Origin of the sequence: Neisseria musculi (assembly GCF_014297595.2) — a bacterium.
Classification (GTDB): Bacteria; Pseudomonadota; Gammaproteobacteria; order Burkholderiales; family Neisseriaceae; genus Neisseria; species Neisseria musculi.
Map to the genome: position 1 here is coordinate 697,694 of NZ_CP060414.2, position 21,430 is coordinate 719,123.

General features: G+C 51.6%; 24 protein-coding genes and 1 pseudogene. 16 read left to right on the forward strand and 9 right to left on the reverse strand.

Features of this window, described 5'->3' with window-relative positions; genetic code table 11:
* Positions 1–57 precede the first annotated feature (57 nt).
* The 4 genes and pseudogenes from H7A79_RS03480 (at position 58) to gatB (ending at position 3,506) form a co-directional block, all read left to right on the forward strand.
* Positions 58–237: a hypothetical protein gene (locus tag H7A79_RS03480; RefSeq protein WP_187001059.1), complete on the forward strand. Its 180-nt coding sequence runs from the start codon at positions 58–60 to the stop codon at positions 235–237.
* A pseudogene (locus H7A79_RS03485) lies at positions 207–1,138 on the forward strand (PQQ-dependent sugar dehydrogenase). Before H7A79_RS03480 ends, H7A79_RS03485 begins: the two are co-directional and overlap by 31 nt.
* A gap of 100 nt (positions 1,139–1,238) precedes the next feature.
* Complete coding sequence (locus H7A79_RS03490) at positions 1,239–2,015, forward strand: DpnI domain-containing protein (protein ID WP_187001060.1); 777 nt, start codon at positions 1,239–1,241, stop codon at positions 2,013–2,015.
* 60 nt (positions 2,016–2,075) lie between these two features.
* The gene (gene gatB, locus H7A79_RS03495) at positions 2,076–3,506 is read left to right on the forward strand and encodes an Asp-tRNA(Asn)/Glu-tRNA(Gln) amidotransferase subunit GatB (RefSeq protein ID WP_135033768.1); all 1,431 of its coding nucleotides are present in this window, start codon (positions 2,076–2,078) and stop codon (positions 3,504–3,506) included.
* Between the two features lie 528 nt (positions 3,507–4,034).
* Here gatB and H7A79_RS03500 read toward each other — a convergent pair.
* From H7A79_RS03500 to gmk, 3 genes are all read right to left on the reverse strand, one after another.
* On the reverse strand, positions 4,035–6,188 hold the full coding sequence (locus H7A79_RS03500; RefSeq protein WP_187001061.1) for a RelA/SpoT family protein: 2,154 nt from the start codon (positions 6,186–6,188) through the stop codon (positions 4,035–4,037).
* 18 nt (positions 6,189–6,206) lie between these two features.
* On the reverse strand, positions 6,207–6,413 hold the full coding sequence (gene rpoZ, locus H7A79_RS03505; protein ID WP_135033770.1) for a DNA-directed RNA polymerase subunit omega: 207 nt from the start codon (positions 6,411–6,413) through the stop codon (positions 6,207–6,209).
* A gap of 74 nt (positions 6,414–6,487) precedes the next feature.
* Positions 6,488–7,105 carry a guanylate kinase gene (gene gmk / locus H7A79_RS03510; protein ID WP_135033771.1) on the reverse strand — a complete coding sequence of 206 codons (618 nt, stop codon included), beginning with the start codon at positions 7,103–7,105 and terminating at the stop codon, positions 6,488–6,490.
* A gap of 124 nt (positions 7,106–7,229) precedes the next feature.
* Between gmk and H7A79_RS03515 the strand changes: the two genes are divergently transcribed.
* Positions 7,230–7,796 (forward strand): adenine phosphoribosyltransferase, encoded by a 567-nt coding sequence (locus tag H7A79_RS03515; protein WP_135033772.1) that lies wholly within the window; start codon positions 7,230–7,232, stop codon positions 7,794–7,796.
* A gap of 91 nt (positions 7,797–7,887) precedes the next feature.
* Here H7A79_RS03515 and H7A79_RS03520 read toward each other — a convergent pair whose 3' ends face one another.
* Complete coding sequence (locus tag H7A79_RS03520; RefSeq protein WP_135033773.1) at positions 7,888–8,985, reverse strand: hypothetical protein; 1,098 nt, start codon at positions 8,983–8,985, stop codon at positions 7,888–7,890.
* A 904-nt stretch (positions 8,986–9,889) separates the two neighbouring features.
* Between H7A79_RS03520 and H7A79_RS03525 the strand changes: the two genes are divergently transcribed.
* Entirely contained in the window at positions 9,890–11,518 is a 1,629-nt protein-coding gene (locus H7A79_RS03525; RefSeq protein ID WP_135033775.1) for an ABC-F family ATPase, read from the forward strand.
* Between the two features lie 226 nt (positions 11,519–11,744).
* Positions 11,745–12,263: an alpha/beta hydrolase-fold protein gene (locus tag H7A79_RS03530; protein WP_246408121.1), complete on the forward strand. Its 519-nt coding sequence runs from the start codon at positions 11,745–11,747 to the stop codon at positions 12,261–12,263.
* A 254-nt stretch (positions 12,264–12,517) separates the two neighbouring features.
* On the opposite strand, the gene H7A79_RS03535 is transcribed toward H7A79_RS03530, so the two are convergent.
* The 4 genes from H7A79_RS03535 to H7A79_RS03550 form a co-directional block, all read right to left on the reverse strand.
* Positions 12,518–12,970, reverse strand: a complete 453-nt coding sequence (locus tag H7A79_RS03535) for a lipoic acid synthetase (RefSeq protein ID WP_187001062.1) — start codon at positions 12,968–12,970, stop codon at positions 12,518–12,520.
* 69 nt (positions 12,971–13,039) lie between these two features.
* Positions 13,040–13,249, reverse strand: a complete 210-nt coding sequence (locus tag H7A79_RS03540) for a hypothetical protein (protein ID WP_187001063.1) — start codon at positions 13,247–13,249, stop codon at positions 13,040–13,042.
* A gap of 80 nt (positions 13,250–13,329) precedes the next feature.
* Complete coding sequence (locus tag H7A79_RS03545; protein ID WP_187001064.1) at positions 13,330–13,848, reverse strand: hypothetical protein; 519 nt, start codon at positions 13,846–13,848, stop codon at positions 13,330–13,332.
* 218 nt (positions 13,849–14,066) lie between these two features.
* Positions 14,067–14,402, reverse strand: coding sequence for a hypothetical protein (locus H7A79_RS03550; RefSeq protein ID WP_135033842.1), 336 nt, complete (start codon positions 14,400–14,402; stop codon positions 14,067–14,069).
* Between the two features lie 289 nt (positions 14,403–14,691).
* Here H7A79_RS03550 and H7A79_RS03555 point away from each other — a divergent pair, with 289 nt between their 5' ends.
* The 3 genes from H7A79_RS03555 to H7A79_RS03565 all read left to right on the forward strand — a co-directional run bounded on the left by H7A79_RS03555 (position 14,692) and on the right by H7A79_RS03565 (position 16,357).
* The gene (locus tag H7A79_RS03555) at positions 14,692–15,681 is read left to right on the forward strand and encodes a DnaJ C-terminal domain-containing protein (protein WP_246408047.1); all 990 of its coding nucleotides are present in this window, start codon (positions 14,692–14,694) and stop codon (positions 15,679–15,681) included.
* Positions 15,682–15,684: 3 nt separating this feature from the next.
* Entirely contained in the window at positions 15,685–15,960 is a 276-nt protein-coding gene (locus H7A79_RS03560; protein WP_135033843.1) for a chaperone modulator CbpM, read from the forward strand.
* Between the two features lie 118 nt (positions 15,961–16,078).
* A complete protein-coding gene (locus tag H7A79_RS03565) occupies positions 16,079–16,357 on the forward strand; it encodes a helix-turn-helix domain-containing protein (protein WP_187001065.1) in 279 nt (92 codons plus the stop codon).
* A 133-nt stretch (positions 16,358–16,490) separates the two neighbouring features.
* Here H7A79_RS03565 and H7A79_RS03570 read toward each other — a convergent pair whose 3' ends face one another.
* Positions 16,491–17,279, reverse strand: coding sequence for an inositol monophosphatase family protein (locus tag H7A79_RS03570; protein ID WP_187001066.1), 789 nt, complete (start codon positions 17,277–17,279; stop codon positions 16,491–16,493).
* 163 nt (positions 17,280–17,442) lie between these two features.
* On the opposite strand from H7A79_RS03570, the gene H7A79_RS03575 reads away from it, so the two are divergent.
* The 6 genes from H7A79_RS03575 (at position 17,443) to rpsO (ending at position 21,069) form a co-directional block, all read left to right on the forward strand.
* Positions 17,443–18,252, forward strand: coding sequence for an RNA methyltransferase (locus H7A79_RS03575; protein WP_135033846.1), 810 nt, complete (start codon positions 17,443–17,445; stop codon positions 18,250–18,252).
* 139 nt (positions 18,253–18,391) lie between these two features.
* The gene (locus H7A79_RS03580; RefSeq protein WP_135033847.1) at positions 18,392–18,637 is read left to right on the forward strand and encodes a hypothetical protein; all 246 of its coding nucleotides are present in this window, start codon (positions 18,392–18,394) and stop codon (positions 18,635–18,637) included.
* 12 nt (positions 18,638–18,649) lie between these two features.
* Positions 18,650–18,823 carry a hypothetical protein gene (locus H7A79_RS03585; protein ID WP_187001067.1) on the forward strand — a complete coding sequence of 58 codons (174 nt, stop codon included), beginning with the start codon at positions 18,650–18,652 and terminating at the stop codon, positions 18,821–18,823.
* 374 nt (positions 18,824–19,197) lie between these two features.
* Positions 19,198–20,079, forward strand: a complete 882-nt coding sequence (locus H7A79_RS03590; protein WP_187001068.1) for a DUF1853 family protein — start codon at positions 19,198–19,200, stop codon at positions 20,077–20,079.
* Between the two features lie 84 nt (positions 20,080–20,163).
* Complete coding sequence (locus H7A79_RS03595; protein WP_187001069.1) at positions 20,164–20,553, forward strand: hypothetical protein; 390 nt, start codon at positions 20,164–20,166, stop codon at positions 20,551–20,553.
* A gap of 246 nt (positions 20,554–20,799) precedes the next feature.
* Positions 20,800–21,069, forward strand: coding sequence for a 30S ribosomal protein S15 (gene rpsO / locus H7A79_RS03600; RefSeq protein WP_135033850.1), 270 nt, complete (start codon positions 20,800–20,802; stop codon positions 21,067–21,069).
* The last annotated feature ends 361 nt before the right edge of the window (positions 21,070–21,430 follow it).

The following is a 21,430-nucleotide window of genomic DNA, read 5'->3' on the forward strand; positions in this document are numbered from 1 at the left end:
AGTGATTTAAACCGTTTGAAATATTGAGAAATAAGAGAGGATGCCGAATGCCACCATTTGCCCGCATTGCTGCTGTTAAGCGGCACCGCCTGTGCCGAACAAAATATGGTGCGGCAAAATGATGAAGCCGCCAGCCAAGCTCCTGTTGCCCAAGCCGCTTCTGCCACGCAAGCGGTGAAAGCCAATCCGCAAGCCGCAGAGCGCAAATGGCAAGGCAAACCGTGGCACAGGGTTTAAACCATCCGTGGGCACTGGCCTTTTTGCCGGACGGTCGCTTTTTGGGTAGCAAGCGCAGCGGTAATCTGCGTATCATCGGCGCACAGGAGCAAGTCGGCGCACCGATTACCGGTTTCCCAAATATCGACGTTGGCGGGCAGGGCGGTTTGCTGGATGTGGTGTTAGACAAAGAATTCGCCCAAAACCGCCGCCTGTATTTTTGCTTCAGCGAAGCGGCCGAAAATCGACAGCAGCGCCCATTTCGGCTGCCGTATCGTGCTCACGCTACAGCATATTTATTTTATTTAGAGCTGGGCGACCGTTACAGCCAAAAAGAACAGGCGCAAAAGCTGGACAATCATATTGGCAAAATTGTGCGTCTAAACCGCAACGGCGGCACGCCGTCGGATAATCCGTTTGCCCAACAAAACGCCGCCGAAATCTGGAACTATGGCCACCGCAATATCCAAGGTATGACTGCCGATGCCCGCGGTCGTCTGTGGGCCAGCGAACACGGCGCGCAGGGCGCGACGAAATTAATCTGATTGAAGGCGGCAAAAACTACGGCTGGCCGGTGGTTACCTACGGCACCGATTACGGCGGCGGCAAAATCGGCGAGGGTATCACCGCCAAAGCCGGTATGGAACAACCGCTGTATTATTGGAATCCATCGATCGCTCCGTCCGGGCTGGCCTTTGTTGGTAAAAATCCTTACCGCAGCGACTGGCAGGGCAACCTGCTGGCCGGTTCCCTCAAATTCGGCTACCTCGCCCGTTTGAAACTCGATAACACCCGCGTATTGAGCGAAGAAAAAATCGAAGTCGGCGAGCGTGTACGAGACGTGCTCCAAGCGCCGGACGGCTTTGTGTATGTGTTAACCGACAGCGGCAACGGCAAATTGCTGAAACTGCTGCCGCAATAAACGGTTTCAGGCAGGCATATACGGTAAGCCAACTCAGCAAAAGCAGGTTCCAAATCCGTGGCACGCATTACTAAGAAAGCGGTTAAAGGCCGTCTGAAAAATGAATTTATATTTCGATACCCGCTTGGCCGAAGGCTATAAAAGTGCATCACAAATTACCCGCGTGTTAACGGAAAACTGGATGGGAGCGCAAGTTTATTGCCCGAATTGCGGTTGCAAGCCGATTCAGAAGGCAGCCAATAACTGCCCGGTGCAGGATTTTTTGTGTGCCAGATGTGACGAACAGTTTGAATTAAAAAGTAAAAACGGGAAAACCGCTGGCAAAATGATTAACGATGGCGCTTATCAAACCATGATTGAGCGCATTCAGGCCGATGACAACCCGAATTTCTTTTTCTTATCGTATAGAAAAGTGGATTATTCTGTACAGCAATTGATGCTGGTGCCGAAACATTTTATGACGGTTGATATGATTATCCGTCGCAAACCGTTACCGCCAACAGCAAAGCGGGCGGGTTGGATCGGTTGCACGATAGACCTGAGCAAAGTGCCCGAGAGCGGCAAGATCCTCTTGATTCAGCAACAGCAGATTGTTGCCCCTGAAACAGTACGCGCCCAATGGCAAGCAACCCTGTTTTTAAGACAGCAACAAAGCAGCAGAAAAGGCTGGTTGCTGGCTATTATTAAATGCTTGGAGCAATTGCCTGAAACATTTAATTTGAAGCAGATTTATGCGCTTGAAGCAAAATTGGCTCTACAGTTTCCTAAAAACAAATATATTAAAGATAAAATCCGCCAGCAGTTGCAAATTTTGCGCGATCAGGGCGTGATTGAGTTTTCAGCCCGCGGGCAGTATCGGAAATCTAAATCGTCTTAAGATAAGATATATTAAATATATTTTAATATTCAATTGGTTAAATTTTAGAGAAAGACTCCTATGACCTGGGAAACCGTAATCGGGCTGGAAATCCATGTCCAATTAAACACCAAATCCAAAATTTTCAGCGGTGCGCCGACTGCTTTCGGCGCCGAGCCGAATGCGCACGCGAGTGTGGTGGAGTGCGCACTGCCGGGCGTGCTGCCGGTGATGAACCGTGAAGTGGTGGAAAAGGCCATCAAACTGGGCTTGGCGCTGGATGCCCAAATCAACCGCAAAAATGTGTTCGACCGCAAAAATTATTTTTATCCCGATTTGCCCAAAGGCTATCAAATCAGCCAGTTGGATCTGCCGATTGTAGAGCACGGCAAGCTGGAAATCGTGGTGGGCGGGGAGGTGAAAACCATCAATGTTACCCGTGCACATATGGAAGAAGATGCCGGCAAATCGGTGCACGAAGGTTTGAACGGTGCAACCGGCATCGATTTAAACCGTGCCGGTACGCCGCTTTTGGAGGTGGTGTCCGAGCCGGAAATCCGATCTGCCGCCGAGGCGGTGGCTTATGCTAAGGCGCTGCACAGTTTGGTAACCTGGCTGGATATTTGTGACGGCAATATGGCCGAGGGTTCGTTCCGCATTGATGCCAATGTGTCGGTGCGCCCGAAAGGGCAGGCCGAGTTCGGCACCCGCCGTGAAATTAAAAACCTCAATTCGTTCCGCTTTTTGGAGCAGGCGATTAATTATGAAGTGGAAAGCCAGATCGAAATCATCGAAGACGGCGGCAAAGTGCAGCAGGCAACCATGTTGTTCGACCCCGATAAAGGCGAAACCCGGGTGATGCGTTTGAAAGAAGATGCGCACGATTACCGCTATTTTCCCGACCCCGACCTGCTGCCGGTGATTATTTCAGACGGCCTGTTTCAAAAAGTGAAAGCAGAAATGCCCAAGCTGCCAAGAGAAATGGCGGCTCAGTTTGAGGCAGATTACGGCATCAGCAGCTACGATGCCCGCCTGCTTACGGCAAGCCGTGCCCAGGCAGCGTTTTTCGAGCAAACGGCGCAACTTGGCGGGCAGGGCAAACTGGCAGCCAACTGGATGAACGGCGAATTGGCTGCTGCGTTGAATAAAGAAGGTTTGAGTTTGGAAGAAAGCCCGATCCAACCCGAGCGGCTGGCCGGCCTGACGGCAAAAATTGCTGATGGAACACTCAGCAATAAGCTGGCCAAACAGGTGTTTGAAGCGATGTGGGGCAGCAATCTGAGTGCAGACGCCGTCATTGAGCGCGACGGCTTGAAGCAGATAACCGACACCGGTGCCATTGAAAAAATCATCGATGAGGTGTTGGCAGGCAATGCCAAATCGGTTGAGGAATACCGGTCAGGCAAAGAAAAAGCCTTTAATGCATTGGTGGGGCAGGTGATGAAAGCCAGCAAAGGTAAGGCCAACCCGCAGCAAGTTCGGGAGATGATGAAAACAAAGCTGGCCGGTTGAAATGGTTTTCAGACGGCCTGAGTTAGACAATTGCGGCGTTGTTTATACTTTTTGCTTTTTTCCTGAAGCCCTGTTTTTGGTTTTTTGAGGGTTATCGAGAATGCTGATAGGCACGGTTATCTTCGGCATGCATTAAGTTTGCGAAGCCAAACCATCGTTATCCGGCGAAAAACAAAATCTGTTGGGTAAAGAGTGTGGGCAAGCCGGCCTTTTCCAATGCCGTCTGAAAGGTTTAAATACTGCGCTTGCGTTAATAATGTTTTTTTAATGCTGCAAAGTCTCCTGCCTCATTGCAAGGATAAGCGGCCGGATGGTTTCTATCCGGCCGCTGTGTTTTATTTGACCGTTACACAATGAACCCTGCTTACGGTCATACAGGGTTATAGTGCGGCACTACCTTTGCGGTATCTGTCTGCAACCTGCTGCTGTGCCGGAAATTATCTGAATCCGCTGCCGGTAAGCCGGCAGGCAGTTTGGCCGGTTTTGGTATTACGGAAGATATTTTTGAGCGGCAACTGTTTCGTTTGGTCAAACCCGCATGATATGCTGCACCTGTGGGATGGCGTGCAGGGCGCGGATAATTTCGTTGAGCTGTTCGGTGTTTTTTACTTTCAGGAAGAATTTGAATTCGATAAATCCCTCGGTGCCGGGCTGTTTTTGCGGTGTTTCCACTGATTCGATGTCTGCGCCGGATGTTGAAATTGCCTGAGCCATCGAAGCCAACAGGCCGCGGGTGTCGCGGGAGCCAACAATCAGTGTGGTATGGAAATTTTGGTCGGTGATGTTTTCCCAGTCGGCATCAAGATGCAGGTTGGGGTCGGCTTTCAGCATATTGGGGCAGGTGTCGCGGTGGATAACCAAACCCTGGCCTTTAACCAGCAGGGCGCGGACGGCATCGCCGGGCAGGGGTTGGCAGCATTGCGCCAACTGTATTCTGCCGGTTTCGCTGCCGTTTATTTTAATCGGACTCAGACGGACTTCTCCGCCGAAATGTTCTCCCGCCAACCCGGCTATGTGCATAGCTACGGTAACGGGCAGGGTATGGCCCATGCCGACATTGTAGAGCACATCTTCAAATGTAGTTTGTTTGTTGTTAAGGTCTTCCAGATATTTTTCTTTCAGGCCGTCTGAAAGCAGGATATTCTGCGGCAGCAGGCTGGAAAGGGCTTTTTGCAGCAGACTTTCTCCCAACATAACGGCATCTTTGCGGTTCATGTTTTTGATGTAGTTGCGGATGGCGCTGCGGGCGCGGCTGGATACGGCAAAATTCAGCCATGCGGGGTTGGGTTTGGCCTGCTCGGAGGTGATGATTTCGACTGAGTCGCCGGTTTTCAGTTTGGTGCGCAGCGGCATCATGGTGTTGTTGATGCGCGCGGCTACGGTGCGGTGTCCGATGTCGGTATGCACGGCATAGGCGAAATCGATTGGGGTGGCACCTTTGGGTAGCGCCAGAATTTTTCCTTTCGGGGTTAGGATATACACTTCGTTGGGGAATAAATCGACTTTGACGGCTTCAAAAAATTCCATGGCATTGGCGCTGCCGGCTTGCAGGTCGAGAATATTTTTCAACCAGCGGTCGGTGTGCAGCGTGGCTTGGTCGATGGTGTTTTTGCCGGATTTGTAGATCCAGTGGCCGGCAACTCCGCCTTCGGCTACCGCATCCATTTCCCAAGTGCGTATCTGCACTTCGATAGGTAGGCCGTAGGGGCCGACCAGCGTGGTGTGCAGGCTTTGATAGCCGTTGCTTTTGGGTATGGCGATATAGTCTTTAAAACGGCCGGGTTTGGGTTGATAGAGGCTGTGCAGGGCGCCGAGTGCGGCATAACAGGCGGGAATGCTGTTTACAATCACGCGGAAGCCGTAAATATCCATCACATCGGCAAAGCGCAGATTTTTAGACTGCATTTTCTGATGAATGCTGTAAAGGTTTTTTTCACGGCCTTTGATTTTGGCTTCGATATTGGCATCAACCAAACGCACACTGAAGGCCCGCAACACTTTGCCCACCACATCGCGGCGGTTGCGGCGGCTGGCCTTCATGGCTTTTTGCAGGGTTGCGTAGCGGCGCGGGTGCAGGTTTTGGAAAGATAAGTCCTGCAATTCCTGATAGGCATTGTTCAGGCCGATGCGGTTGGCAATTTGGGCATAGGTTTCAAGGGTTTCCTGCGCGATGCGGCGGCGTTTTTCGGGGCGCATCGAACCGAGTGTGCGCATATTGTGCAGGCGGTCGGCAAGTTTGACCACAATCACGCGTACATCTTTGGTCATGGCCAAAATCAATTTGCGGAAGCTCTCGGCTTGATGTTCGGCCTTGCTGTTGTATTCAAGCTTTTCAAGCTTGGAGAGGCCATCGACCATTTCGGCGATGGTTTCGCCGAATTCGGCAGCCATTCCGAGCTTGGTTACGCCGGTGTCTTCGAGCACATCATGCATCACGCCGGCACACAATCCCTGTATGTCCATATGCCAAACCGCCAGCTGTGTGGCAACGGCCAGCGGATGGGTGATGTAGGGTTCTCCGCTTTTGCGGGTTTGACCGTCGTGTGCATGAAAGGCGAAAGCGCAGGCTTTTTCAAGCAAATCTTGCTCTTTATTGTCCAAGTAGAAAGCCGTGCGGAACAGCAGGTTGCGGGCTTCTGTTGTCAGCGGATCATATGGAGCGGTAGGTTGCGGCGCACGCATTCAGACGGCCTCATACGGTTATTTGCTGCGTTTGAGCAGCTCTGTGGTAATTTCGCCTGCTGCAATTTCACGCAGAGCGGTAACAGTGGGTTTGTTATTGCGCACATCGTCAACCAGCGGGGCTGTACCGTTTTCGAGCTGGCGGGCGCGGCGGGCGGCGGTGAGGGTGAGGTCGAAGTGGTTGGGAATTTTGGTAACACAGTCTTCTACGGTGATTCGTGCCATTTTGTCAGATGCTTTCTCGTGATAAACGGTTTAAAGAAATGTTAAAAGAAATAGGGATATATTGTCGCTGTTTTTTAAGAATTTTCCAACAGATTTTCCACAAACAGCTGTTGCGAAGACTGTTTGAGACGGTGTGATTTAATGATAGAGAGCAAATCGGCTTCAGCCTCGGCCAAGTCATTGTTTACGACCACATAATCGAACAAAAACGCCTGTTCGATTTCGCAACGGGCTTTGCTCAAACGCTTGACCACCACTTCGGCTGTATCGGTACCGCGGCCGGTCAGCCGCTCGGCCAAAGCTTGAAACGAAGGCGGCAGAATGAAAATGCTGCATACATCGGGCCACACGCGGCGCACCTGCTCGGCACCTTGGATATCGATTTCCAAAATAACATCATAGCCTTGAGAGCGCAGCAGGTTTACGCCTTCCACGCTGGTGCCGTAATAATTGTCAAACACTTTGGCATGCTCGAGAAAAGCATTTTCGCTGATCATCTGCTCAAATTCTGCGGTATCGACAAAATAATACTGGCAGCCGTGTTTCTCGCCGGTTCTCGGCGCACGGGTGGTGTGGGAAACCGATACACGGATGTCGCCGTGGTGTTCGGTGAGGCGGGAGACCAGCGTGGTTTTACCGGTGCCGGAAGCAGCGGAAATAATAAAAATATTGCCTTTGGAAGATGCTTGCATGATAAGGGTCAAGAAAGGGAGATTGCCGCTTATTATGCCACAGCGGCAGATGGGGCGACAACGGGAACAAAGCTTTGCTACAATCAACTATTTATTGACTATCAAAGTTTAGGGCAAGATTGATATGCTGATTCATCCCGATGTGATGGGCGTGGGCAAGTTGTATGAAAAAATCCGCAAAGTGCCGGATTGGCCGAAAAAAGGCATTTTATTTCATGATATTACGCCTGTATTGCAAAGCCCAGAATATTTCCGCTTATTGGTAGATTTACTGGTTTACCGCTATATGGGGCAGAAAATCGATGTGGTGGCCGGCTTGGACGCACGCGGATTCATTATTGGGGCAGCTTTGGCTTACCAATTAAATGTAGGGTTCGTACCCATTCGCAAAAAAGGCAAACTGCCGTTTGAAACGCTGTCGCAAAGCTACGCATTGGAATATGGAGAGGCAACGGTAGAAATCCATACCGATGCCGTTCAGAAAGGCGCACGGGTGTTGCTGGTCGATGATTTGGTGGCTACTGGCGGCACCATGCAGGCAGGCATTGAATTGATCCGCAAACTCGGCGGCAAAATCATCGAAGCAGCCGCGATTCTCGAGTTTACCGATCTGCCCGGCGGGGCCGATATCCGCACCCGTGGTGTGCCGCTGTTTACGCTTTATCAAAACGAAGGAGCCATGCCCGATTAATTATTCTGCTTCGACATAATGGTTTTGGGATGAACACAAGCCGTCTGAAACTGTTTTTAGACGGCTTGTGTTTGTATAACTCTATACAGGCTTAGAATTTGTATTCAATTTGGCCGCGCACTACGTTGACATCTTGTTTGCTATTGCCCGCGGTAGCGTTGACTTGTTTGCCGTGCAGGTAGAACGCGTTGAGTTTGAAATTTTTGTAGGGAACGTAGTTCATGCCGATTTGTGCGCCTTGTACGTTTTTGCTGTAGTCTTCAACCGAAGAGATGCCCGACATTGCGCCAACGCGGCGCAGATTGAAGAATACATCATAAGAATTGCGGGTTGCCCAGTCGGCATTTTTGAATTTTACGCCGGCAAATATTCCATCGGGCGATACTTTTTTACCCGCGCTGTCTTTAACGCCGGTGAGGTTGGAGCGGCTGTAGGCTGCCATTGCGCCCCAGGTGTCGTTAAATTTTACATCGGCGCCGATTTCGCCGAAAACGGCATTTTTGCGGCTGTTGTCGGGCTGTTTCACATTATCCAGATAAACGGCGGTGGCGCCGATATTGACTTTGTCGCTCAGGGGAACCACGGTTTGTGCGGAAACCATCATCTCGCGGCGTACTTCTACACCCCAAGGGTTGTCGTTTAAATGTTTGGTTACGCGGGCAACGGCAACTTTGGTGGGGAATTTGTAGTCGAAAAACAATTCGCCGCCGGTTACTTCGTTATCAAGCACGCGGCCGTATGAAGAAAATGCGCCGAATTTGCCAACGCGCGCTTTGATTTTGTCGTACACGGTGCCCTCGGCATAGAGTTTGTTCATGGGCACATCATGGTCGCCGTTGAATTTGCCGGTTTCCAGGTCGATTTGGGGCTCGATTTGGGTAACGATTTTCCAATCTTTATAAATGCGTGCAGAAAGCCATAAATCGGCGTTGAGATGGCTGACGGTGTTGTTGGCGGGGTTGGGTACGGCCGTGTAGCTGGCGGCGGTGTCGCCTGCATCGGCGCGGGCACGGATGGTGCCGTGGATGCCGAGGCGGTCGGGGATAATGTTGAAATCCCGCGATGCGCGTTTTGCTCCGGCATTGACATAATCATCGGTAGTGGTCAGTGCGGCATCTGTGTTGGCTGCAAAAGCGGGTGCGGCAAAAAGAGAGGCACACAGAAAAGACAGGATTTTCTTAGCGTTCATATTATGCTCCGAAGTTGGAAAAAGTAGCAGTGTCGAAATCAAATTGCCCGAGCACTCAAGCGATGCCGGACGGGATGCAGGAAAGCAGACGTTTGTTTTGTAAAATGACATCGGTGTCATTGTCTGTTTTTTAAAAACGGTTGCGTTTTCAAGCCGTTTTTTTAAGTTTTTTTATGGTTGCTATCGTATTGAAAATAAGTGTTGCCCGTCAAGCACTTTAAAAAAACATTGCAGTTTGACGGGCGTTTTTTTTGATATGCGTCAATATAAAAATACCAGGCAGATGATTGCGGCTTGCTGCAAGGCTGCCGGTTTTTGTGATATTGCGGGTAATAAGCCTGTATCGGCCTTATTGGGGTTGTTTGACACTGTCTGAATCGGAATTTGAAGCCGTCTGAACAGCGGATTGGATAAAGCAGAAATCAAGGGGGGATATGGTTTTCAAACGGCCTGTTCGGGCGGACTGTTCAGATGGTTTCAAAAATCTTCGAATGATTTTTCAGACGGCCTGCGGGTGTTTTTTAAGAAGGAGTAAGCGGCGTTTCAAATGTTTTCAGATGTTTTCAGAAGCTTGGGGATCGCGGGGAAGTGGAAATGTGTAGCGCAGGGTTTGCCGGGCAGGGCGGCCGTGTATGGTAGGGCAGTCGGCATCATCGGTTTGCCGGAAAAGGGGCGGGTTTGAGCGGTGCCATACTGCAATAGCCCAACGCTGCCGGTAGTGATTCGTGCTATAATTTCGGCCTTTATGGCGGCGGCCGCATTCCCATATTGCCGGTTGGGCAATTTATCTGCCGGGTTGATAACCGGTCGGTATGATTGGGAACGGGGCAGGCCGTGATTTTTGACAGGGCAGTGTTCAAGCGCTGCCCTGAATTTCGAATATCTGCAAATAAGGTTTGGAATCATGATTTCTACCAACGGTGTTACCATGCAGTTTGGCGCAAAGCCGCTGTTTGAGAATGTGTCTGTCAAATTCGGCGAAGGCAACCGCTACGGCCTGATTGGTGCCAACGGCTCGGGAAAGTCAACCTTTATGAAAATCTTGGGGGGGGACTTGGAGCCGACCAGTGGTGAAGTGGCGGTTGAAAACGGCGTGCGCTTGGGCAAACTGCGTCAAGACCAATTTGCTTATGAAGATATGCGCGTGCTGGATGTGGTGATGATGGGACACGCTGAAATGTGGGCGGCGATGACCGAGCGTGATGCGATTTATGCCAATCTCGAAGCCACCGAAGACGACTATATGAAAGCAGCCGAGTTGGAGGCCAAGTTTGCCGAATACGATGGCTATACTGCCGAAGCGCGCGCTGCTGAGCTGTTGAGCGGTGTGGGTATCGAAGAACCGCTGCACAACGCGCAAATGAGCGAAGTTGCTCCCGGCTTCAAACTGCGCGTGCTGCTGGCGCAGGCATTGTTTTCCAAGCCTGATGTGCTGCTTTTGGACGAGCCGACCAACAATTTGGACATCAACACCATCCGCTGGCTCGAAGGTGTGCTCAATCAATACGATTCGACCATGATTATCATCAGCCACGACCGCCATTTTTTAAACGAAGTGTGCACACACATGGCCGATGTGGACTATAACAGCATCACCATCTACCCCGGCAACTATGACGACTATATGCTTGCTTCGGCGCAATCGCGCGAACGTGCCATGCGCGATAATGCCAAGGCCAAAGAAAAACTGCAGGAATTGCAGGAATTCGTGGCGCGCTTTTCGGCCAACAAATCCAAAGCCCGCCAGGCAACCAGCCGTCTGAAACAGGCCGACAAAATCAAATCCGAAATGGTGGAAGTCAAACCCTCGACCCGCCAAAACCCGTATATCCGCTTTGAAACCGATGAGAAATCGAAGCTGCACCGCCAAGCTGTGGAAGTGCAGGGCTTGGGCAAGCGTTTTGAAAAGCCATTGTTTAAAAACCTGGGCTTTATCCTTGAGGCAGGCGAGCGTCTGGCCGTTATCGGCCCCAACGGTGCGGGCAAATCCACCCTGCTGAAGCTGTTGGCCGGCGCGTTCGACAGCCGCTGTTCAGACGGCCTCAGTGCCGATTCGGGCAGCGTCAAATGGGCGGAAAAAGCCCATGTGGGCTATTATCCGCAAGATCACGAAAACGATTTCGATGTGGATATGAACCTGACCGAATGGATGCGCCAATGGAGCGGGGAGGGCGATGATGAGCAGACGGTGCGCGGTACGCTGGGGCGGCTGCTGTTCGGCAGCAACGATGTGGTAAAGCAGGTGCAGGTGCTCTCCGGCGGTGAAAAAGGCCGTATGCTCTATGGCAAACTGATTTTGCTGAAACCCAATGTGCTGATTATGGACGAGCCCACCAACCATATGGATATGGAAAGCATCGAATCGCTGAATATGGCGCTGGAAAAATATCGAGGCACATTGATTTTCGTATCCCACGACCGTCAGTTTGTTTCATCACTGGCCACCCAGATTATCGAGCTGGACGGACAAGGCGGCTACGAGCATTACTTGGGCGGTTATGAAAGCTATCTGGAGAAAAAAGGCTTGGCGTAACCCCATCTCCGTGCCCGAAATAACCTGAGGCCGTCTGAAACCTTTCAGACGGCCTTGATGCTGCAAGATAACGGAGCAAACACGTCATGCAAACCGCAACCTTAACCGTTGGCAGCAAAACCATCACCGCTTATCTGCCCGAACACCCGCAAACCTCGCCGCTGCTGCTGACGTTTTCAAACAGGCAGGAATCCGATGCGCTGGCGGAGCTCACCGGCGGGCAGCCATCGATGAACCGGTTTGGGAACACGCGTTCACACCGTGGCCGGCGCCTCGTGCCTTCAGGCAGGCTCCTGACTTTGGCGGTAGTGCAGATGCTTATCTTGAATGGATTGCCATTGACGTTTTGCCCGCAATTGAAAAACAGTTCGGCCTGAACCCTTTATGGCGGGGTGTGTTGGGTTATTCTTTGGCAGGGTTGTTCGCCGCCTATTGCTCCTACCGCCGGTTTTTGTTTAACCGTATGGCCGCTGTTTCTGCATCGCTGTGGTTTGACGGCTGGCAGCAGTTTGCCGCCGCAAACACACCGCTTTTTCTGCCCGAATACGCTTATTTTTCAGTGGGCAGCAAAGAAAAAAACGCCAAAAACCCACGCTTGGCGCAAATTGAAACCGCCATACTTGCCACACGGCAAAACTGGCAGGCAGCGGGAGCCGTAACGTTTTTTGAGCGTAACAGCGGCGGCCATTTTGAGAATATAACGCAGCATTTGGTCAAAGCGGCACAATGGCTGCCGGGCCGATAGCCGGTTTGTTTTTAAATCATATTTAAAATCATGCTATTGCTGCGCTGTCTTGCAGTATTCGGCATGATGGCGGGTTTCCTTTCTTCATTTTCGGCAGCGGGCGGCGAACCGCAGCAACACCATAACGGGATGCGGGAACATGCTTCTGGTTGCGGAATTTCTACTATAGCCTGCATTTGGTCGACTTGCTTGGTTTTTTCAAGCAGATTTGCTGTATTTGTATTTGATGCCGATTGAAATATATCCCGCTGGCTTTATCGGGAAATTGCTGCTCCGCCGGAATCATCTGTTTTATCCAGCGCATCGAGTTTTTGCTGTGCTTCGCCTACCGCCGCTTCAAGATTCCGGATGCGCTCTTGGTAGCGCACATAATTGCGTTCGTTGCCGTAGCGCACCTTTTTTCCGTCTTCCAACGCTTTTTGTGCCTGCTCGAGTTGCTGTCGGGCGGCTTGGCGCTGTATGGTGTCTGAGCCGGCCGCGCGGTTTTCGGCACGGCTCTCCTGTGCGGCGGGCTGCAGATTGTTTGCCGGCGGTGTGGAGGAATACAGGCCGACTCTGCCGACATCGGCTTTTTGGCAATGGCTGCCGGGGTTTTGCGTATAAACGCGCTTCCCGTTTTGCATACACTCGTAAACCGGTGCGGCAGATGCGGGCAATATGCTTGCCGAGAGTAGGGCGGCGGCAGACAGGCGGATGATGTTGTGCATGGTTTTCTTTCCGTAACGCGAAGTATGCAGTATGCCGTGTGAAAATCAAACGGGCAAGGCCGGAGGGGGTTACCATGCCTGCCGCAGCCAAAACCACCACACCGCAAGCAGAGCCAGCACCATCAACAGATTGCCGGCAACCACCGCGCGCCAGCGGCGTTCGGCAGGTTGGGCATTTTGTGGCTTGCGCGTGCGGCGCACATAAAAAAACGGGCTGAGCAAAATGGAAACCGCCGAAATCAGAATCACCGCCGCATAATAAATTTTTTCACGTTCCATTACCGTTTTTTGTTCAAGTATATTCCGTTGATAAAAAACGCGGTGGAATATCATCGACATCCACCGCAGTTTTGGCAATATTACTGCATAGTCCTCAGTTTTTCCAGCATATTTTCTATGCGTAAAATATAGCCGTTAAAATCGGCATCATTAACATAAAGCAAGGTGGAGCCGTCCGGGTGCGGCAATATCTGGTTCAGCATATATTTCCCCAATCTGCCGAAAGGCATGGCGATGCGCTCACCGCTTTTTATATTCCAAAACTGCGCCATATCGTATTCTTTTTCTCCGTCTCCAACGCGGTAAACCACCAACCATTCGTTATCCAGCTTTTGAAGCCGGGTTTGATGGTTCATACGCTCGGGGCGGAAAGTTTGCGCCACTTTGCCGGCAAGCGTATCAAATTCGCTGATGACAGGGCTGTTGTCGAATCCCTGTGGCGTTACATAGAAAAAGCGGCCGGGCGCCAACGAAACACAATCCGAATCTATCGGATCGGCCGGTTCGGCGATGACTTTCCACTCGGGCAACACGCCGCTGCCGTATTCCGGTACAAACACATAACGGCCATTGGTAAGATAAGTTTTGCCGTCCACCATTCTGATCAATCTCGTTGGGGGTTCCTCATAAGGAAACTCAAACGGATAACATATGCGCCCGCCTTTCGCAGCGTTGGGAATCCATCCCGATTGCTTCCCATCGCCTATCAAAAGAATATCGTTACCGATCCAGCGTATCAAAAAAATGTTTTTGATTGTTTACGGCACGGTGATGTCTTCCCAAGATCGGAAATTCAGCGGATCGGCACCAACCTTTATTACCGTCTGCAGGCGGCATTTGCGCTTTTCGCGCACAGTATTGACGAACTCCGCGCAATAAAGGCCGTGCCTGCTGTAATAATCATGCCCCCTAAATACGCAGGGTTATACTGCATCTCAACTTCTGCTTCAGCATACGTTGTACTGTAATTTTCAATCAATTGCTGCAATGCTGCCTGCTCAAACACCGTTTCATAAGCCGGAAAGCTGTGCTTTAAAGCGGATTCGGCGTCGCTTACCGTTGCTTTCCAATCGATCAGCGGACAATTTTCTTCTATAAAATGTTCCATTTTTTTCTTACAGCCCCAAATAATATTGCTTATAACCGGTTTCATTCATCATTCCGTATGTATTATACAAACGGTTGTTTTTATAAAATATTTCGAATAGATTACTAGGTAATCTTATCGGCTGCAACAGTAGGTGCAAGGGTTCGCGCAACAGATAATATCCGGTAATAAAGAATAACTATTGCGGCAGGGCCGTCTGAAACTTTCAGACGGCCTTTCGAATATTTTTCGCGCCTGCTCTTGATTTTCTGTTGAGTATCATTACTTCAAACTCTATCCAACGCGCCGCCATTGAAGCGGGCGCATAAACAATATTTACACCAAACGGAAAGCAATGATGGCAACCGAAAAAACTTATTACGAAATACTCGGCGTGTCTAAAGATGCGGATATTGCCGAAATTAAAAAAGCCTACCGCAAACTGGTGCGCCGATATCACCCGGATGTCAGCAACGACCCCGATGCCGACCAAAAAACCAGCGAAATCAATCTTGCCTACAATATTCTGAAAGATCCTGAAAAGCGTGCCGAATACGATGAAATGCTGGCCAATCCGTTTCAGGCGCGGCAGCAGGCCGGCAGCGCGGGGCGGGGCGGGTTTGAAGGCTTCGGCGGCTTCGATACGGGTGCAGAGGGCTATCAGCATCACCATTTCGACAGCAGCCGCTTCGGCGAAGGCCGGCCTTTCGGCAGCGGCGACTTCCGCTTTGATGATATTTTCTCCGCTTTCGGCCATGCGCAGCAGCCCCGCGGGCGGCGGCCGGGCGAATCTTTGCAGGGCGAAGACCAATATGCCGAACTCAGCATAGACATCGCTTCGGCCTACGAAGGCAGCGAGCGTAGTTTAAGCATCGATATGCCCACGCTCAATGCTGAGGGCGAAATGGCCTACGAACGTAAAACCCTGCATGTGAAAATCCCCAAAGGCATCGGTGAAGGGCAGCAGATCCGCCTGCGCGGACAGGGTCTGCCCGGATTTAACGGCGGCGCAAACGGCGATTTATATTTGAAAGTGCGCTTTCGCGAATCGGAAGAGCTGTATGTGAAAAGCGGCAAAGATATTTATCAGCGTATCGATGTGATGCCGTGGACGGCGGCTGTCGGCGGCAAAATAGAAGCGGATACGCCGGCAGGCCGTCTGAACGTCAATATCCCTGCCAACAGCCGCACCGGCCAAAACCTGCGCCTGAAAGGCAAAGGTATTCCGGCCAAAGAAGCGGGCGATTTATATCTGACCGTGAATATTGTGCTGCCGCGTGCCGACAGCGGAGCCGACCGTGCCGCTTGGCAGAAATTGGCGGAGCATTACGGTGTGAAAGGATAAACCATGAGCCAAGAATACGAATACGATGTGCAGCTGAGTTTTAACGAAGTCGTCCGCGCCTGTAACAATGACCGCGACTGGGTGGTGGGCGTGATTGAGGAAGAAATCATTTCGGTGGGAGGCAGCCCCGATGAAGCCGTGTTCAGCGGCTTCCAGCTTGCCCGCCTGCGCCGCGCCCGCCGAATCAGCCGGGATTTTGAAGCCGGTATTCCGGCTACCGCGCTGATTATGCAGCTTCTCGATGAATTGGAAAGCCTGCGCAAAAACCATGCCGGCTGACGGCTGTGCTGCGGTGGGCAAGCAAAGCGTTCCGGCAGATTGGTGCAACTTGGTTGCGGCGTATTGATTTTTTTAAAACAGTGAAGTAAAATCCGTGAAGGCAAATTCACAAGGAAGCATGATGAGCAACAAACTGACCGCCCCTACAGAGCTGCCCGCCGGAGACGATTTGCGTGCTGTGCTGGCCTATAATATGCGCCTTTTCCGTGTGAACCGGGGCTGGTCGCAGGAGGAATTGGCGCGGCGGTGCGGGTTGGACCGCACTTATGTGTCGGCGGTGGAACGCAAACGCTGGAATATCGCTTTGTCGAACATCGAAAAAATGGCACTTGCTCTCGGTGTGCCTGCCTACCAGCTTTTGCTGCCGCCGCAGGCGCGGCTGGATATGGCGCAGTAGGGCTGCCGGTTGCGGAAACGGTAAAACCGCCCAAGTTGCCCGGGCGGTTGTGGAAATCTCTGTATTAAATTCGGATATAACGGTAAACGGATGTTGCAGGTTTCAAACAGGTTTGATTAAAGGCATCGGCTGTTTATTTTACATGCGGGGCAATGATTTGCAGCATCTGCACCAGCACTTTCGGGTTGCCTGCCACGATATTGCCGCTTTCCAGCCAGTTTCCGTTGCCGTTCATATCGGTAATGATACCGCCTGCTTCCCGCACGATTAAAGCGCCGGCGGCGATGTCCCAGGGTTTGAGGTTGAACTCGAAAAAGCCGTCAAAACGGCCGCAGGCCACGGCGCACAAATCCAGTGAGGCCGCCCCTTCGCGGCGGCCGCCTGCGGTTTTGGCGAGAACGTCTTTCAGAATGGCGAGATAGGTATTCATCATGCTTTGATCGACAACGGGAAAGCCGGTGCCGATCAGGCAGCGGTTCAGCTCGATGCGGTTGGATACGCGGATGCGGCGGTCGTTGAGCAGCGCACCTTTGCCGCGCGAGGCCATATATAAATCGTTGCGCTCGGGAGCATAAACCAGGGCTTCCTGCAACACGCCTTTGTGCAGCAGCGCCATCGAAACGGCGTATTGCGGGTGACCGTGCAGATAGTTGGTGGTGCCGTCCAGCGGGTCGATAATCCACTCGTATTCGGCGGCGGCTTTGCCTTGCATGCCGCCTTCTTCGGCGGTGATTTTGTGGTGGGGGTAGGCTTCTTTGAGCGCATCAACCAAAATGGCTTCGGAACTGCGGTCGATATCGGAAACAAAATCGTTAAATGCTTTGCTGTCGGTTTTAACGGCGTCTAAATTGCGCGAGGCGCGTATCATCATATCGCCTGCTTTGCGGGCGGCTTTGAGGGCAGTGTTCAAAATCGGGTTCATGGCGGCTTTTCCAATCGGGTGCAATAATGCGCAAACCAACTCGGCGTTTTGCGGTTTCCAATGTTTTTTTAAAGAACGTTTCAGACGGCCTTTTCATTTGGCTTCAGGCCGTCTGAACAATGAAATCGAAGCCCGTATTATACCCCCGTTGCGAAAATAAAACATGAACAATCCCCAACCCGCTCTGCCGCATTATCTCGGCAATATCCGCATCGTGCTCGCCCGCACCGGCCATCCGGCCAATATCGGCGCTGCCGCCCGCGCCATGAAAACCATGGGGCTGCACCGTTTGACGCTGGTGGCACCGCAGCTTATCGCCACGCCGGTAACGAAAGAGCCGCCTGTGTTTGATGCGGCCGATCCGCAGTCGTTCAGGCTGCCTGAAGAAAGTTTTGTGTTGGCTTCGGGTGCGGCAGATGTGCTCGAAAATGCCCGCATCACCGCCACGCTCTCCGAGGCATTGGCCGACACCTCTTTAAGCTGCGCCCTCACCAGCCGCAAACGCGAGCTGACCGCGCCGCTGCAAACCCCGAAAGAGTTGGTTCCCGGGCTGTTGCAGGCCGCCGCGCAGGGACAGCAGGCGGCATTGGTGTTCGGCAATGAAACTTTCGGTTTGAGCATCGAAGAAGTGCAAAGCTGCAACCGCCTGATGACCATCAACGGCAACCCCGGCTATTTCTCGCTCAACCTTGCGCAGGCCGTGCAGGTGGTATGCTACGAGCTGTTCAGCCAAACCGGCGCGCCGATGGTGCATCAGGCGGCGCAACCCAACCCCGCCACCCACGAACAAATCGCCGGCATGGTTGCCCATATGCAAAGCGTGATGGAAAGCGTGGGCTTTTTCAACCGCCGCAACAGCGAGCGCCTGATGCGCCGCATGCAGAGCCTGTTTATGCGGGCAGGCACGCAAACCGAAGACATCGATATCTTGCGCGGGTTTTTAAACACCGTTAAACGCAATTTGAAAGATTGAGGTTTTGACAAATTTAGAAAAGAAATGTTTTTTAAATTTTACAGGGAACAAAGGGAACAAATTAAAAAAAATCATATTCATAAAGAAACAATTGCATAACTATGCAGTTGATTGCTTTAATCATTTTAACTAAAGGAATATGGTTTATGAAAACTTTGACTATTCAAGAAATGCATTATGTAAGTGGTGCCGGTTTTTTGACAGCGGCCCGGGCTGGGGTGCTGCCATTGGAGGCACAATAGGCGGTCGTTTGGGTGTATTGGGAGGGTTGGCCGGCGCAGGTATTGGCCATGTAATCGAAACAACTGACTACAATGCTTGGGGAAGGAATTATATCAATTCCGTTATGAGTGATATTAATAGTGGCAATATACCTGCTGATTAAGGAAATCTAATCATGAAACAGGCAACATTCAGAATACTGGGTGGAGCAATCGGAGCGGCTGTATATTGGTTGATATATGCAGTAACCGATTTACCTGTTTATGATTATTGGATTACCTTCATTTTACTGATGATTGTTGGGATTTATTCTGCTGAAAAAGCTTATCTCCGCTATTACGGTAAATGAGCGGCATATGAAACAGGCTTGAGCCGGGCTATCGGGTTCGGGTCTGTTTTCGAATATGGACTAGGAGCGGATAATGAACCTTATGCTTTTCCGGCTGATAGGCTTGATTATAGGCTGGGTTTTATATTACATAATCTATAAAGCGACATCATGGCCGAATTATGCTTATATAATTACAGCTTTGGTTTTGGTGTTTTTCAGCATCTATTTTGCTGAAAAATTCTACTATCGGCTTTTAAAATAATGCAACTGCTTGCTTTTTAAGCATTGCTATATGGTGTTAAACAGGCTGTTTGATATAACAGCCTGTTTTTATGAATAAAAGTGTTATAATTTTAAAGTGTTATAATTTTTCATTTACCTATTTAGGATATATGAACTACTCCCTCGACGCCCTGTGGTGGCGTTTGACCGACCCCGGCGTGCGTGCGCTCGCCTCGGTTCTCACCGCGCCCGTACTCTGGCACAGCGGCGCAGAATTGGGCGTGCGCGAACTGTTGGGCGGCAAAGGCTTCCGTTATCTGCTCGATTTGGACGGCAACCCTGAAAGCCTGCGGCACTATCTGCAAGCGCGCTGCCCGTTCGGCAACCGTTTGGGCTGGTATGCCGAAAGCCTGCTGGCGTTTTGGCTGGAAACCGCGCCGCATACCCGCCTGCTGGCGCAAAATGCCGTGGTGCAGAACGCGCAAGGCCAAACCGCAGGCGCGGCCGACTTCATCGCTCTGGTTAACGGGCAGCCGTGCCACATCGAACTAACCTGCAAATACTACGGCAGCCGAAGCGGCAGGCCGTCTGAAATGATAGGTTTGAACCGGCACGACCGTTTGGCCGATAAAGCCGCCAAGCTCGCGCAGCAAACCGCCCTGCTGCAAACCGAAGTAGGGCAGGGCGTGTTGCGCGGTTTGGGGTTGCAACCGCAGCAGGTGCGCGCCGTTACGGTGGTGCGCGGCATCGCATTTTCGGCTGCGCCGCCTGCTGCCGAAAATGCCCCGTTAAATCCCTATGGTTGGCACGGCCTCTATATAGAAGATTGGGCGGAATATGATTTTTCAGACGGCCTCAAACGCTATTATGCGTTGCCGCGTATGGATTTTTTAGCCCCCGCGCGCATCGCCGGAAACGAAACGCAGGGCGCAGACGACATCCGCAACTTGGAAAGCGGCCTGATTGCCGAACTCGAACACCGCCCGGACGGCTGCTGGCACGAAGTCAAACGCTTAATGAAGGTGCAGCGGCCGGGCGGCCGGAGCATGTAATTTCCCCCAAGAAAGTGCAAGCTTCATTAAGCTTCATTTATGATGGAAACGGTTTCGGCTTTTTGCCCCGAAAAGGAGGATTTTATGAACAAAATGCGTATATTTATTGCCTTGTCTGCCGCGCTGTTGGCGGCTGCCTGTGCATTTACGCCCGAGCAGCGCGCGGCACGCGAAGCGGCGCAGAAAAAACGCGAACAGGATTTGCAGGTAGCATTGGCGGCGCAATGTGACAAAGAAACCGCACAGCTGATGCGGCAACAGTTTGAATGGTCGGCAAACCCGGATGCGCCGGTGAAAAAATCGTTCCGACTAAGCTATGTAGATAAGGTTTCCGACCCGATGTTTCAGGCCTGCTACAAAATGGCGTGGCAGAATTACCTTGCCCGCCAAGAGCTTGAGCGTGTGCGTTATTACGACAGTTGGGACGGTTTTTACTATCCGTTCCGCCGCCCGTTCTGCCGTTACTGTTGGTAGGCCGCTGTATCCCGAGCAGGTGGTTTGCCGAGGCTTTCGGCCGCCTGAAAAGCAGGCGGTAAAATCCGTTAAGGCCGTCTGAAAAGCCGGCTTTCCGGAAGGGTTGGCAAAATCCGTGCAAGCTGCTGAAAGTTGTGGCATAATCCCGCTTTCCGTTTGAAACGGATTTCAGGAGTTTGCACGGGTTTGAGGCTTGGCAAACTTGTCTGAACCGCAAGGTTCATTATTTTTCGGAGTTTATCCATCATGGCATTGACCGTAGAACAAAAAGCACAAATCGTTAAAGATTTCCAACGCAAAGAAGGCGATACCGGCTCTTCTGAAGTGCAGGTTGCCCTGCTGACTTTCCGCATCAACGACCTGACCCCCCACTTCAAAGCCAATCCCAAAGACCACCACAGCCGCCGCGGCCTGTTGAAAATGGTGAGCCAGCGCCGCCGCTTGCTGACCTATCTGCGCCGCACCCGGCCCGACACCTACCGCACCCTGATTACCCGTTTGGGCCTGCGCAAATAATCTTGATTTTAACGGCAAACGCCGCTTCGTTTTAAAAGAAGCGGCGTTTTTTATCGCCGGGCGGGCTTGCAAAGGCTTCAGGCCGAGGCCTTTGCAAAAAACCGTTTTAATCCTGAATTTATTTATATTTCGTCATGCTCGGGCTTGGCCCGAGTATCTCTTTTTCTTCTTAAACAAAAAGATGATCGGGTTGAGCACGAGCATGACGATACTTAGGCGTTTCAGACGGCCTCGATGAATTAAAAAAAGCCTGGGGCCTTTGCAAAAATACCCTTAAGGCCGTATGAAATGCTTAAATTCTGTCATTAGCTTCGCAAGTCCGCTGCTACCCCCGCGTAGGCGGGAATCCAGCCTTAAAACC

What these genes read in the sequence shown, in the direction of transcription:
- H7A79_RS03490 (WP_187001060.1), top strand. Translation starts at nt 1,239, where the DNA reads ATGAATTTATATTTCGATACCCGCTTGGCCGAAGGCTATAAAAGTGCA.
- gatB (WP_135033768.1), top strand. Translation starts at nt 2,076, where the DNA reads ATGACCTGGGAAACCGTAATCGGGCTGGAAATCCATGTCCAATTAAAC.
- H7A79_RS03500 (WP_187001061.1), bottom strand. Translation starts at nt 6,188, where the DNA reads ATGCGTGCGCCGCAACCTACCGCTCCATATGATCCGCTGACAACAGAA.
- rpoZ (WP_135033770.1), bottom strand. Translation starts at nt 6,413, where the DNA reads ATGGCACGAATCACCGTAGAAGACTGTGTTACCAAAATTCCCAACCAC.
- gmk (WP_135033771.1), bottom strand. Translation starts at nt 7,105, where the DNA reads ATGCAAGCATCTTCCAAAGGCAATATTTTTATTATTTCCGCTGCTTCC.
- H7A79_RS03515 (WP_135033772.1), top strand. Translation starts at nt 7,230, where the DNA reads ATGCTGATTCATCCCGATGTGATGGGCGTGGGCAAGTTGTATGAAAAA.
- H7A79_RS03520 (WP_135033773.1), bottom strand. Translation starts at nt 8,985, where the DNA reads ATGAACGCTAAGAAAATCCTGTCTTTTCTGTGTGCCTCTCTTTTTGCC.
- H7A79_RS03525 (WP_135033775.1), top strand. Translation starts at nt 9,890, where the DNA reads ATGATTTCTACCAACGGTGTTACCATGCAGTTTGGCGCAAAGCCGCTG.
- H7A79_RS03535 (WP_187001062.1), bottom strand. Translation starts at nt 12,970, where the DNA reads ATGCACAACATCATCCGCCTGTCTGCCGCCGCCCTACTCTCGGCAAGC.
- H7A79_RS03540 (WP_187001063.1), bottom strand. Translation starts at nt 13,249, where the DNA reads ATGGAACGTGAAAAAATTTATTATGCGGCGGTGATTCTGATTTCGGCG.
- H7A79_RS03545 (WP_187001064.1), bottom strand. Translation starts at nt 13,848, where the DNA reads ATGGTGGACGGCAAAACTTATCTTACCAATGGCCGTTATGTGTTTGTA.
- H7A79_RS03550 (WP_135033842.1), bottom strand. Translation starts at nt 14,402, where the DNA reads ATGAAACCGGTTATAAGCAATATTATTTGGGGCTGTAAGAAAAAAATG.
- H7A79_RS03555 (WP_246408047.1), top strand. Translation starts at nt 14,692, where the DNA reads ATGATGGCAACCGAAAAAACTTATTACGAAATACTCGGCGTGTCTAAA.
- H7A79_RS03560 (WP_135033843.1), top strand. Translation starts at nt 15,685, where the DNA reads ATGAGCCAAGAATACGAATACGATGTGCAGCTGAGTTTTAACGAAGTC.
- H7A79_RS03565 (WP_187001065.1), top strand. Translation starts at nt 16,079, where the DNA reads ATGATGAGCAACAAACTGACCGCCCCTACAGAGCTGCCCGCCGGAGAC.
- H7A79_RS03570 (WP_187001066.1), bottom strand. Translation starts at nt 17,279, where the DNA reads ATGAACCCGATTTTGAACACTGCCCTCAAAGCCGCCCGCAAAGCAGGC.
- H7A79_RS03575 (WP_135033846.1), top strand. Translation starts at nt 17,443, where the DNA reads ATGAACAATCCCCAACCCGCTCTGCCGCATTATCTCGGCAATATCCGC.
- H7A79_RS03580 (WP_135033847.1), top strand. Translation starts at nt 18,392, where the DNA reads ATGGTTTATGAAAACTTTGACTATTCAAGAAATGCATTATGTAAGTGG.
- H7A79_RS03585 (WP_187001067.1), top strand. Translation starts at nt 18,650, where the DNA reads ATGAAACAGGCAACATTCAGAATACTGGGTGGAGCAATCGGAGCGGCT.
- H7A79_RS03590 (WP_187001068.1), top strand. Translation starts at nt 19,198, where the DNA reads ATGAACTACTCCCTCGACGCCCTGTGGTGGCGTTTGACCGACCCCGGC.
- H7A79_RS03595 (WP_187001069.1), top strand. Translation starts at nt 20,164, where the DNA reads ATGAACAAAATGCGTATATTTATTGCCTTGTCTGCCGCGCTGTTGGCG.
- rpsO (WP_135033850.1), top strand. Translation starts at nt 20,800, where the DNA reads ATGGCATTGACCGTAGAACAAAAAGCACAAATCGTTAAAGATTTCCAA.